Origin of the sequence: Pectobacterium betavasculorum (genome assembly GCF_000749845.1) — a bacterium.
Classification (GTDB): domain Bacteria; phylum Pseudomonadota; class Gammaproteobacteria; order Enterobacterales; family Enterobacteriaceae; genus Pectobacterium; species Pectobacterium betavasculorum.
Genome location: NZ_JQHM01000002.1, coordinates 342,304 through 355,024 on the forward strand (window position 1 = coordinate 342,304; position 12,721 = coordinate 355,024).

A 12,721-nucleotide genomic window follows, 5' to 3' on the forward strand; every position below is an offset into this window, starting at 1 on the left:
TGGCTACATTCAGCAGTTATTCAATCAGCCGAACATAGCCGCCCTCGGTTTCGATCTGGCCGGCAATACGATCCAACCGTTGAATCAATTGATCCTCAACACCCTCTGCGCCGAAGCCTGCACCATCGATAAAACTCATGCGTTTCTCACCCTCGGTGCAGACCAGCAGGCCCGGTGTCGCTTCTCTGTCGAACAGGTTGCGGCCAAAATCCTCTGGGTCGCCGGGACGAATGCCGACAAAATAAAATTTGATATTGCGCGCGCGGAAGCTGGAACACAGATCGCGGAAGCGCTGCTGTGCGAACTCGCGAGCGACATCTGATCCGGTGCTGCCAGAAAACTGATTGCGATTGAAGTTATAGCCATCGGTGTCAAACCAGTTCCCGATGGTATTCGCCATCATCACGATCACCTTTTGCCCGTCACCGTTGCCATCCAGATTAAAATCCAGCGGCAGCCTGGCATCGCCCCAACCGTCTGAACCGCGCATATTTGGTGACAGCGCCGCGCCTGCCCACGACATGCCGATGGCGTAGTTCACGTTAAAACGGGCAGAGAATTGATCGATACGCTGATTCAGTCGGCTTTCTTCATTGGTCAGCGGCATCAGTGCGGCATTCGGGCACCCTTTGTCAGCAACAATCCAACGGGTATCTACAGCATTGGAGTTGTTATCCCACGGATAGAGGTCGGGGTTGGGGCCACGCCAACTGATCGGTGGCGCACCAGGACTGCCGTTTTGTGGCAAATCATGGCGGTAGTAAACGCGAAACTGACCTGCGGGCGGCTCATCCCAGAAGAAGTTTTCTTCCCGACCCAATCCACGGTACATGCACAGCAGGTTAGCGCGGCGATCGGGGAAACGACGGTCGGCGAGGCTACTGACAACGCCACTGGCAAAGAGCGAACGCAGCTCCGGCGGATTTAGCGCACTCGGCGTAGACCAGCGACGAATACGATTCGCATCTTCTGCGTCGTATACGTTCACGGACTGGCTGTACGGCACCAGCGATAGCCACAGGTTGTCGCGTTTACCGTCCGCGCTACTCAGCATGCGTTCGACAAACGCGCGACTGACGCTTTTCAGTGAGCGGATATCTCCCTCACTCATATCGCCTGTCACTGGCATAACAAAGGCAATTTCGGTCGGACGGTTGATGACTTCCGAGGTCGAATACACTTCCTGCTTCTTTACGCCCAGGCTCAGCAGGCCAGGCTTGGTTTCAAAGGCGGCAGTAACGGTATAGGTTTTACGTGTGGCACTGTTGCGCCCTTCAGTGACGGACACATCACTCGCCACCAGTTTTTCACTCAGGGACTTATTCATCCCCAGATTGTTTTTAACGTATTCATACGCCAGCTTATTGGTGTCTTCCTGACTGTATTCTTCTCCATTAATGGTCGCTTGATGCCCGACGGCGAGCGCGGCGGCATCTGTCGCGCGTTTGATCTGCGTCGCATCGCCCGTTGCCGTCGAGGTATCAACGATAAAAGCCGCTGTCACTAATAAGGCCATCGCACCCAGCGTATAGAATGCAGTACCCGCGCCCTTTTCCTGCTGAATAAAGGCAGACAGGTGCTCACGCCAGAACAGCGTTATTCCGGTATCGTCTTTTTTTACGCTTCTGTTCTGTAAGGTTTTTTTCATTACTTCCTGTCCTGTATACCTGGATTCAGCACGTACTCAACCCGCCCATAAAACGGGAAAATAAAAACGACATTGCTCATATGCCTATTTGTCTTAATTGTTCGTTATTTCGGTAGCGAGATACTCGCTGCCGTTTGCGGTCTATATGCCGCTTCTGTATATACGCCGGTTATTACGGCTCTTCTTCCTCTAGTCGAGCCTCTTTTCTGAGTACCTCGTCCAGTTCAACCACGTCGATAGCGACCCGGTTGACTGACGACGCGTGCAGCAAACCGCCTAGCGACATACCGCCTAGCAGGCTCACGTCTTTACCCTGACGGCAAATCTCGACCACGATCATGGAGGTAGTCTTACTGCCTTCTTCACGATCTCTTTCCGGCAGTTCAGGGAGATACTCTTCACCTGGCAGTGTTTCACTTTCCACACACAGCGCCGCTGCCGTGCCTCTGCTCAACTGCCAGTACAGCTCGCCAGTCTGACGCACGTTGCTGATTAACAACTGATAGTTCCCTGCACCTTCCGTTGGCAATACCGTATCCAGCAACCCTTGTAAGCCGTTCTCATCCAGCTTCTGCTGCATCGCTAATATTGACGCAATGGCACCCGCACGCTGTTCCATGCGCGTCCGTTCCAACCCGACGGTGTAGAGATCCGCACACAGCGAGCCTATCGCCAGCACAATCGGAAACGCCAGCGCCGTTTCTACCGCAAGAGAACCACGGCGAGAACACCAGAAGCGACGGATCCCGCTCAGGAAACGGTCGGTTTTTAATAAACGACAGCCTTTCAATAAGCGATCAGTCATTACGCAGTTCCGTTCCAAACACATGCTTGTACTGATAGCGGAAAGTGTCACCCAGCGTTAACACTTCCGGCAGCGGCGTAATGAATGCTTTTTTGATCTGCACCGTCACAGACCACACCGGCAGCGTCGTCGTTTCTTCGCCATTGGGATTCTCCTGGCTGCTATTGCCGTTCGTCAGCCCGCCAAGCTGAGTCAGATTGTCGAAGTGCAACACGCTGACGGTTAAATCGTCTTCCTTGAGATAGCCGTACCCTGATTCAACCATGCGCGCTTTTAGCCGCGTTCCCATCTGTTCCGCACTGTCCGTTCCGAGGTTATCAAGACGAAACGTCTGCACGGCTTTATCCAGTGCGGCGCTGCCAACGGCAATCACCAGCCCGATACGAGCCAGTTCAAATAGCATCATCACCCCGACCAGCACCACCGGCACCAGAAATGCCACTTCCGTGGCAATCACGCCGCACGTACTGCGCCAGTTGCGTTCATGGCGTGGCACAAGACCTTTCTTACACCACGGGCCGCGATTACGAAGCCACACCATTACTCCGGTGCACTCAATTGCAGACGTTGGCGGCTGGACAACAGCAGCGCTTCGCCACGGGATTTATCCTGCTGCATCTGCTGTAAACGCTGATTCAGTTCGTCCATCAGGCCATCAATACGCTGTGGCTGTGCAATGGTCGCCAGCGCCGAACGCGCGTCATCGTCTCTGCCACCAGAAAGGTAGGCCAGCGCCAGATTCAGCCTGCTGGTTGCGTTGCTCTCATCCACCGAACGCAGCAGAGAAATCGCTTTGTCCGTATTACCGCTCGCCAACCATGAAAGCGCCAGATTGTTAAGTGCCGCAACGTCGGCTGGGTTCACCTGCAATGCTTTTTCAAATAGCTGACGCGCCTCCGCGTGTTTACCTGATGCATCCATCACCACGCCCATGCCATTAAGTGCGCCAGCATCATTCGGCTGTGCTTTCAGCGCACAAGCAAAGTCGGTTTGCGCCATCGCATTACGTCCTAGTGCCAACTGTGTACGCCCCATACCCAGACACACCGCCAGCGCTTCTCCCGACGTCATTTGGTTGGTATCACCGCCCAGAGCCTGACGTGCTCGTCCGTACAGCTCCAATGTTTGCTGCGGTGAACGTGCCAGCGCCGCAACGCTGGCATACTCCAACATCTCTGCCCCTTTCAGCGCATCACGACTGTCGAGGCGCGCGTACACTTCCGTCGCCGCTTCAACACGCCCTTGATCGCGCAGCAGACGCGCCAGGCGCAGGCCTTCATCCTTGCTGCCTTTAATCGCCATCGAGCTGCCGCATCCCACCAGCACGGTACTGACAATCAGCAGTGCCAGCATGGGCGTGCCGCGCTTAAGTTTTGCTACCAGATCGACCATTTTCGAGCACTCCATCGGTTGTAACCCTTGCGACTCCCAGCTCATATCGGGAATCGGTGTTTGTAAAATCAATGCTTTAAAATTAATACGTTGAAAGTAAAAAACTATTGCGCCAGCAGGCGAATCACTCGCACCAGCGCGGGTGATGCCATAATCGCGATAATCGGTGGCAGGATCAGCGCCATCAACGGCACGCTCAACTGAGCAGGCAATTTCCCAGCCTTCTCTTCCAGCCCCAGAATCAGCGTTTTACGGCTTTCATCGGCAATCGTACGCAGCGCCTGAGACAGCGGTGTGCCGTAGCGCTCCGCCTGAATCAGCGTCGCCACCATACTTTCGATCTCACTGACCCGTGTCCGCTCCGCCAAATGCTTCATCGCCAGCGTACGATCCGACAGGATCTGTAATTCGGCGGCGGTGTAGTGCAGTTCATCCGCCATTTCCGGTGAAGACAGCCCTAACTCCTTCGATACCACCTGTAACACGCGTCCAATAGGCAGACCGGCTTCGGCGCAGACCACCATCAGATCCAACGCGTCCGGCACCGCACGCGCCAGCTTTTCACCCCGGCTTGCCGCACGCCATTTCAGCCACCACTCCGGCACCATGGAGCCGACAAAGAAGCCAATGAGACCTGCCGCTACGCCCGTCAAACCCGCACGGTCAGCAGGTGGCAGCCATCCCCACACCAGAGCGATAGCGAGCAGCGCCCCTGCGGCAAATTTCCCCATCACCAGCCATCCCACCGCTTCGTTGCGGCGAAGCCCTGCGAGATCCAGCAGGCGGCGTAGATTGCGGCGATCGCGATCCGATCCTGAAAGGCGCTCGCCCTGCGTAGCGAGAGGCTGCAACAGTTTTTCCAACAGGGGGGATAATGCCGTTCCCTGGCCTCTCAGGATGTTTTCCTGAGAGGCCGCCTCTATAGAGGCGCTGGGCAGATGCCCGCGCATGCGAATTTCCAGCTGTTTATATTGCTGAATTTTATGCTGTGTACGGGCCAGATAGATTCCTGCCACCATCAGCACTAAGGCCAACAGCAGTAAGGGATCGTCAAAAACAGTCATGAGTGGCTCTCCCTTTACCCTATCCGTTTAACCATAACGTGCGTCACCAGCATGCCGACCGATACGCTGCACAAGGCGTAAATCAGTACCGTCGTTCCGACCGGATCGGAGAACAGGAAGCTGAAATCGTCCGGCGATTTCATGTACAAATAGGCCAGACAGCCGGGGAACAGCGCGGCGACAATCTTGGCCGATGCGCGCGCTTCAGACGTCTTGGATTGCACTTTCAATTGCAGCTCCCGACGGTCACGCAGCGTGGCGGACAGACGTTCCAGCGTTTCCCCCAGTCGCCCACCCGCTTCCTGATTGATGATCAGAATCACCACGAAAAAGCGATACTCGGCCATCGGCACGCGCGTCGCCGAGGCCTGAATGACCTGACGCAGTGGAATACCGAGTTTCAGCCAGTGGTCAATCGTCTTGAATTCATTCGCCAGCGGCCCCGTCAGGTGCTCGGCGACAATCGAGAAAGTATTCGCCACCGGAACACCGGCACGACAGCTGCGGGTAATAGCATCAATGGCTTCGGGCAGGCTTTCGCGCAGCGCTTTCAAATGTTTTTGCAGCGTCGAGCGGAACAGCACTGTGCCGATACTGACAAACAGCAGCAGCGTAAACATGAGCCCCATCGTGAGCGGCAGCAGGGTACGCTGCCCCAGAATCATGCCGAGTATCAGACTGCCCCCCCCCAGCGAAAGAGAACGCTGAAGCAGGTTCTTTTTCCAGCCGATGAACGTCATTTGCGCCCAGAGGATAGCCAGCCAGCGCCCAATGACAGGGACGCCCATCAACGGCGTTTTGATTTCATCGCGCAGGATCGAATCAGACGCGACGGCGGCGGCCGACGGGCTGACCTCGTTTAAAACCTGCTGCCAGCGTTGCTCACGCTGCATACGTTGCTGGCGTGATTTTCTCCAGGCGTTGACCGCCAAAAGCAGCATCAGCACGCTGCCAAATACCAGCAGCGTGATCAGATTCAGGCGTACATCACTCATCGGCGTCTCCTCAGTTCATCATTGCGCATCAAACAGATGCGCTTTATCGCTGTAGAACTGCGGGCGCTGAATGTGCTGAACATATTCCCCCGTCAACAGACCCTGCCCATCCATCCCCTGAATGTTGAAGCTGAACAGGTCCTGAAGCTGGATCACTTCGTTCTCCATGCCACACACTTCGGTGATGGACACCACGCGACGCATACCATCACGCATACGTTCGATCTGCACGATCAGGTGAACCGCACTGGCGATCTGGCGACGGATCGCCATCAGCGGCAGCTGCATGTTCGCCATCATCACCATGTTTTCCAGACGCTGTATCGCGTCACGCGAGGTATTGGCATGCACCGTACACAGCGAACCATCGTGGCCCGTGTTCATCGCCTGCAACATGTCGAAGCTCTCGCCGCCACGTACTTCCCCCAAAATGATGCGGTCGGGGCGCATACGCAGGGCGTTACGCATTAGATCGCGCTGATCGACACGGCCAGTCCCTTCGGCGCTGACAGGACGGGTTTCCAGTCTCACCACGTGCTCCTGCTGCAATTGCAGCTCGGCCGCATCTTCAATGGTGATGATGCGATCGGTGCTACCGATCTTCTGCGACAGCGCATTCAGCAAGGTGGTTTTACCCGCGCCGGTGCCGCCGGAGACGATCACGTTAACGCGTGCCTGCATCGCTTTGTTCAGGACATCCGCCATCGCGTAGGACATACAGCGGCGTTCTGCCAGCATTTCCAGCGACAGGTTGCGGCGCATAAATTTACGGATCGAGATCGTGGTGCCGTCGATCGCCAGCGGATAAGTGATGACGTTGACGCGGCTGCCATCTGGCAGACGGGCATCCACCATCGGGCTGGCTTCGTCGATACGGCGTCCCACAGCCGCGGCAATACGCTGCGCGGTGTTAAACACATGCTCTTCATCGATGAAGGTAATCGGCGACAGCTCCAGTTTGCCAAAGCGTTCGACAAACACCTGACCCGCGCCGTTAACCAGAATATCGTTGACCGTGTCATCCGCCAGCAGCGGCTGGATCGGCCCGATCCCCGTCATCTCATCCAGCATTTCGGTGGCGATGGCTTCCTCTTCCTGCCGAGAAAGCTGTAACCGTTGCTCGTCACAGATGCGGCGGATCACCGTTTCGATCTGTACCAGCAGCTTGTCACGCCCCATCATCGCCGCTTTACCGGCATCGATCTGATCGTAAAGCTGCGCACGGATAATCCGACGCTGGCTGTTCCGGTTATCCGTCTGGCGGGCTGCTGGCGTGGTGCCAGAAGAGGTGTTCACCGTTGGCTGTGCACGATTTTCCGCCACCGGACGCGTTTTCAGTTCCGCCACGTTGGCAGCAGGTGCGGCCTGAGACGTACTTTTCCCTGCTTCACTTTTTTGCAGGTTGTTCTTGCGAATCAACATGTCCGTAACCCTAAAATAGTCCTTAACCCTTTGAAAAACGGCGAACGCTTAACATCATCAGGCGCGTTTTAACCAACGCGAGAACCAGCGTTTTTCAGTTGGTCTGGCGCGCACGCCGCAGGCCAGATCGACCAATTGGCGCAATGCCTGCTGGAAAGCAGGAGCCGCAGCCAGATTCAATGCGCCGAGCGTGAGGCTCTGCGCCAGCGCATGGCCTGCATTCGGCAACACGACATCAATCTTCCGGCCGGTAAATTGTTCAAACCGATCGCGGCTTAACGGCGTGGTCGTAGCAAAACGACTCTGGTTATGCACCAGCAGCAGACGCTGCCCTTCACTTTCGTCACCGATTTCATTCAGTACACGCCGCACATTACGCGCATCCTGAAGCGTCAATTCCGTCACGATGATGCGCAGATCCGCATAGGTCAGTACGTCCAGCGCCCCGGTCGGATAGCTGCTGGGCAGATCCCAAATCACCTGATTGAACATGCGGCACAGTGCACCGCCGAGATTCAGCACGTTATCCACCTCGACCGGGCTCAATTCGCCCAGTTCTGGCTTCTGCGCCAGCAGGTGCAAGCGGGTATCTACGCGCAGCATGGCACGCTGCAACAGTCGGGTATCCAGTTCCTGCGTCCCCAACACCGCCGCCAGCCCCGCATCATCGCTTTGCCCTTGCAGCAGCAGTTGGTCACCGTTACGACGATCAAAATCCACCAATGCTACGGGTAAATGACGCTCACCAGACAGCAGGCGGCTCAGCCCCATCGCTACGGTACTGGCACCACTTCCGCCGCTGGCGCTGACGACCGCAATCGTTCTGCCCATGCGGGCATATTCCGGCCCAGCCTGTTGGCCTTCACACTTCGCCAGCGTTGCTGCCAGCAGATCCAGCGTGAGCGGTTTGACCAGATAGTCCACAACGCCCGCCTGAAGCAGCGCGCGGTATAAACCGACATCTTGCTCTTTGCCTGTCGCAATAACCTGACAGGTAGGGCCGCAGACGCTGAGGAGTTCTTCCAGTGCGGGAAGCGGCCAGTGCGCCCCTTCTAGGTCTACCAGTAAAATACGCGGCGGAACATTCAGCTCGCACCATTGACGAGCAGCGGCAATACCACCAGACATCACCGGCACATCCGGCTGTTTCAGGCGGGTAAAGAGATCGCTGATATCGGCTACATCGCGCGTATCATTGGCGAACGCCACCAGCGGCAGCGCCAGTTCTTCACCATCGTTAGGGGTAATTTCACTCATGGAATGTCACGCCCTTAATCTTCTTCAAAGTTAATGTCGATGAGCTCTTTCACTTCACCTTTGTGATAGCGTTCGATGCTATTGACCGCCGCCACACCATCCGCACTGTCCAGCGCTTTGGCCTGAATCAGATCGCGGGGTTCGGCGACCATCATCGCCAGATTGTTTTGCGTGGCGCAGCCGAGAGAACCTATTGCCTCATAGGGCTTCACCATTAGCTGATTTGGGTCATTGATCGTGCAGCGGGTGGTTTTGACCACCAGCGCTTCGGAGATCACTTCCAGATCGCCAGTCTGTCCGCTCGCCGTAGAACGGCGCATCTGTTTCACATTCTGCGCATTAGCACCGGCATTTTTCAGCACTGTCGCCAGTCGCCCCGCCATCTGCTCGCCGCTCGCGCTGTGCGGGATAAGCGTTAGCGTCTGCGCGGATAACCGCCCTTGATCTTTCAACATGATATTGAGCTGTTTCAGAGATTCGGGCAGAAAGCCCCGTCCGTTCGGTGCAACCAGCAACGGCACGGACACCGATGAAGGCTGAACCGCGATCGGTTGCAGAGCAGGCTGATCAAAGCGCTGCATACGCACGTCGTTAATCGGTTTGTTCCATCCGCATCCTGCCAGCAGAAAAACGGCGGTCAGCACTGCCGCACGCATGTGCAGCGGGCGAAACGGAGGGTGGTTGCTGTTGATCGTTTTCATATTTTATTTCCCCTCACGAACTCAGTAGAGATAGCCGATGGACGCAGAACGTGGCATGGACGAGTCCAGCATTTTTACACCTTGTCCCGGCGTCTGAAGATCGCCTGCATTAACGGGTTCAACCACATAGGCCGTTGCTATGATCACCAGTTCCGTTTCTTCCTGACTGGTGGATTCGCTTTCAAACAGGCGGCCAAACATCGGCACGCTACTCAACCCCGGCACGCCGTTGATTGTCTGGCTACCCGCGCTACGCAGCATGCCCGCCAGCGCAAAGCTCTGTCCGCTAGCCAGCTCTACCGTGGTATCCGCACGGCGCACGGTTAAAGCTGGGATACGCGATCCACCTTCCAACTGAACGGAACCTACGTCCGTGAGTTCGCTGACTTCCGGCGCAATGTGCAGGCTGATGCGGTTGGCAGACAGCAGCGTCGGCGTCATACGCAGAATCACACCGTAGGATTTGTAATCGATGCTGACACTGTTGTTGGTGATCAGGACGATTGGCACTTCACCACCCGCAGCAAACGCGGCGGTTTCCCCTGACATCGCCGTCAGGTTAGGTTCAGCCAACACGGTTGCCATGCCCTGCTGGTTCATGGCGGTTAACAGTCCGCTCAGTCTGGATCGACCGAAGTTCAGGAAGCCAGCATCCGTTGGGTTAGCAAATCGACCGGTTGTGGCGTTGAACAGATTCAGACGCGAACCGCTGCCTGCGCTCATGTTGCCGCTGCCGGTGCTCAATGATGCCGCCCAGTTGAACCCCAGTTCGCTGGTCAACTTGCGGGACACTTCCACCACGCGCACCTGAATATTGATTTGCGAAGGCGTCTTGATTTTGAGCTGGTTGATCACTTTGCCGGAGGATTCGCTGGAGCCTGGCAATTTTTCACCACCGCCTCCACCGCCGCCCTGCCCGCCGCTTGAGGACGCACTGATGTAAGCCTGTATGCTGTCGATGACACGCTTGGCGTCCTGCGGTGTATCGACGCTGCCGCGCACAATCACACCGCTGGGAATCGAGGCTTCCAGTTGGATATCCGCACCGGGGAATTCACGCTTCATGCGTTCACCCAGCGCTTTCAAATCATGCTCAGACACCAGACGAATGGCGTTGATGACATTGCCATTTTCATCCATTGCATAGAGCGTGGTAGTACCGACGCTTTTAGCGTAAACAAACAGATTACCCGGTGAAGGTAGTTCAAAACTGGCAATATTCGGATCGGCCACCAGCACGCTGTCTGGCAGCGCATCGAGCTGTAATAACCGTCCCTGATGCACGGTCAGGTGCACCACGTTAGTTTCAGCCACTTCAGATACTCCGGCAGCCAGCGTGGTCACAGGCAACATCATCGTCGTCAGCGTGACAGGCAATACCGCATTAAACAGGCCAGCGGCCAGCAATCGTTTGCACGACCCCCGAAAGTCCGATTTCAAAAACAGCGAAAACATCGTCATTTACTTAATTTCCGTAATGGGCTTCATTGTTCTATGAGCAGCTCGCGGTACCCCGCAGGCTGTCAGATTGCGTATTCGTCCTATCGGGATGGGAACGTCACCACGTCTTTTTGCTCACCACGATACGTTTTAACTTTGTGACCGCCGCTGGAAAACGCACCGTAGATGTCGGTCGCCTGTGGCACGGTGGTCACGAGCGGACGTCCCGGTAGCGGGTCGGCTATCTCATCCGGCGTGGCGCTACGCAGTGCTAAGTGCAACATGCCTAGCTCTTTTGCCACAGCCAGCACTTCGGCCTGTTGCGGCGTCACTTCCAACGTGACGGTTTGATAAGTCGCTGAACGCGTGCGAGTTCCCGTCGCAGATTCACGGCTTTTCGCCGTAGCATCCGGTCCGCTACCGTCTTCCGCACTGACATCCGTGCGCGGATAGATCGGCGCATCAGTTCGCTCATTCAGCGCCAGCACGCGCAGGTCGCGCACAATGGTCTGCGAAGCCAAAAGCGGCATAACGACAGGCTGGAGACGACTTGGTGGCAGTTCCGACTGATCGTCTCTTTTCATACTCAGGATGATGTCGACACGGTCGCCCGCCGTCACTAACCCGGCATTGCTGGCGACGGCGCTGGTCGGCACAGAAATAGCGCGCATCCCTTTGCGCAGCACGGCCGCGACAAAACCCGGCTCATTCGGCTTAACCAATACATTACTGGTCAGCCGTGCACCTTCCGCTACCGTTTCACGCAGCGTTGCACCCAGCAGCAGAGACTGGCTGTCTTTACCGCGGATAAAATTGAATGTGCGGGAAACAGGTTCTTCGGTGACCTGCCAACGCAGGGATGCAGGATCAATAAAATCACCAGGATGAAGATCTTTCGCGGCGACCAGAACGGCGACCGGTTCGGGCGCTTGAGCAACCACCGGAGGCGGCGCCGGGGGTTCAGAAGAGAGATGGCTACGCACCATCAACGCAACAATGCCTGCCAGCACGAGTGCGCCTGACAGTACGTATGTAGAGTTCACTTTCATTTCAACTTGCCTACCCTAGCGTGTGTGTCTTAAAGCTGCGACAGAATTAAAACAAGGGAAAAATCAGGACATACATCGCGCCAAACGCGATGGCGACGCCGTAAGGTATGCCTTGAGAAAGATCGGCGGGCAACGCGGGTGGCATAGGTAACCGACTCTTGAATATCCGGTTGGTGGTTTGAATGCCTATCGCCACCGCTGTGGGTACGGTATTAAGCAGCGGCAGACTGAGGGCTAAAACACCGCCAGCCAGCGCCGTTACCATGACGAAAACGATCTGGTGTCCTTGCCCAACCCACAGGCACAGTACGCTCATCAGCTTGACATCCCCGGCGCCTAATCTGCCGGTGAGGAAAAGCAAAAATCCCACAACCAGTACTGCCGCCGCACCTGGCAGCGCCCATAACGTTTTCTGTAGTGCCAACCTATCTAACGCACCGGATTGCAGGACATGTGAAACGCTGAAAAACAGCCAGCCCAGCAATAAAATCAATACCGCCTGATTGGTAATTTTGCGTACTAGCAGGTCGGTACTGATACACCACAGCAGGCACCCCATCAGCAATGCCGTCTGCGGCCAGTGCGTGTAATCCGCCATCTCGCGCTTATTTCGCTGCGCCGGACGTACCGCCGCTGGTTCCCGTGCCGGTAATTTGGTCGGCGATTTGGGTGAATTTTTCATTCAGCGCTTTGACGAAAATACCGTCGCCGCCGAAAATCGCCCCGATAGCCGCCGCCATTGCCGCGGCAAGAATGCCGTATTCGATCGCCGTTACACCGCTCTCGTCACGCAGGAAAGAACGCAATTTTGCTTTCATATTTTTCATAGGAAGACTCTCTAATCCGCAGCCAAAGAAATCATGGCCTACTCGGGGATTCGGGGGTGCCATGATGATAATAAAATTAATAATGAGACTTATTATCAAACGCCGCAAGCAGCAGAACATT

Annotated in this window: 13 protein-coding genes; all 13 read right to left on the bottom strand. The window is 56.0% G+C overall.

All coding sequences use genetic code 11. The annotated features are described in order from the left end of the window. Positions 1-16: 16 nt before the first annotated feature. The 13 genes from KP22_RS09020 to KP22_RS09080 all read right to left on the bottom strand — a co-directional run bounded on the left by KP22_RS09020 (position 17) and on the right by KP22_RS09080 (position 12,600). A complete protein-coding gene (locus KP22_RS09020) occupies positions 17-1,648 on the bottom strand; it encodes a Tad domain-containing protein (RefSeq protein ID WP_039303483.1) in 1,632 nt (543 codons plus the stop codon). A gap of 172 nt (positions 1,649-1,820) precedes the next feature. Further along, positions 1,821-2,453 (bottom strand): TadE/TadG family type IV pilus assembly protein, encoded by a 633-nt coding sequence (locus KP22_RS09025; protein WP_039303480.1) that lies wholly within the window; start codon positions 2,451-2,453, stop codon positions 1,821-1,823. Further along, positions 2,446-2,994 (bottom strand): hypothetical protein, encoded by a 549-nt coding sequence (locus tag KP22_RS09030; protein WP_039303477.1) that lies wholly within the window; start codon positions 2,992-2,994, stop codon positions 2,446-2,448. Before KP22_RS09030 ends, KP22_RS09025 begins: the two co-directional genes overlap by 8 nt. Further along, positions 2,994-3,845, bottom strand: coding sequence for a tetratricopeptide repeat protein (locus tag KP22_RS09035; protein ID WP_039303473.1), 852 nt, complete (start codon positions 3,843-3,845; stop codon positions 2,994-2,996). Before KP22_RS09035 ends, KP22_RS09030 begins: the two co-directional genes overlap by 1 nt. A 104-nt stretch (positions 3,846-3,949) precedes the next feature. After that, positions 3,950-4,909: a type II secretion system F family protein gene (locus KP22_RS09040; RefSeq protein ID WP_039323833.1), complete on the bottom strand. Its 960-nt coding sequence runs from the start codon at positions 4,907-4,909 to the stop codon at positions 3,950-3,952. Between the two features lie 14 nt (positions 4,910-4,923). Further along, entirely contained in the window at positions 4,924-5,904 is a 981-nt protein-coding gene (locus KP22_RS09045) for a type II secretion system F family protein (RefSeq protein WP_039323836.1), read from the bottom strand. Between the two features lie 18 nt (positions 5,905-5,922). Then, positions 5,923-7,326 carry a TadA family conjugal transfer-associated ATPase gene (locus KP22_RS09050; RefSeq protein ID WP_039323840.1) on the bottom strand — a complete coding sequence of 468 codons (1,404 nt, stop codon included), beginning with the start codon at positions 7,324-7,326 and terminating at the stop codon, positions 5,923-5,925. Positions 7,327-7,383: 57 nt separating this feature from the next. Then, positions 7,384-8,583 (bottom strand): CpaE/TadZ family protein, encoded by a 1,200-nt coding sequence (locus tag KP22_RS09055; RefSeq protein ID WP_039303462.1) that lies wholly within the window; start codon positions 8,581-8,583, stop codon positions 7,384-7,386. 14 nt (positions 8,584-8,597) lie between these two features. Beyond that, a complete protein-coding gene (locus KP22_RS09060; protein ID WP_039323843.1) occupies positions 8,598-9,284 on the bottom strand; it encodes a CpaD family pilus assembly protein in 687 nt (228 codons plus the stop codon). A 21-nt stretch (positions 9,285-9,305) separates the two neighbouring features. Beyond that, entirely contained in the window at positions 9,306-10,745 is a 1,440-nt protein-coding gene (locus KP22_RS09065; RefSeq protein WP_039323846.1) for a type II and III secretion system protein family protein, read from the bottom strand. 80 nt (positions 10,746-10,825) lie between these two features. Then, complete coding sequence (gene cpaB / locus KP22_RS09070; protein WP_039303456.1) at positions 10,826-11,773, bottom strand: Flp pilus assembly protein CpaB; 948 nt, start codon at positions 11,771-11,773, stop codon at positions 10,826-10,828. Between the two features lie 46 nt (positions 11,774-11,819). Beyond that, a complete protein-coding gene (locus KP22_RS09075) occupies positions 11,820-12,371 on the bottom strand; it encodes an A24 family peptidase (protein ID WP_039303454.1) in 552 nt (183 codons plus the stop codon). Positions 12,372-12,378: 7 nt separating this feature from the next. After that, positions 12,379-12,600 (bottom strand): Flp family type IVb pilin, encoded by a 222-nt coding sequence (locus KP22_RS09080; RefSeq protein WP_010295686.1) that lies wholly within the window; start codon positions 12,598-12,600, stop codon positions 12,379-12,381. Positions 12,601-12,721 lie beyond the last annotated feature (121 nt).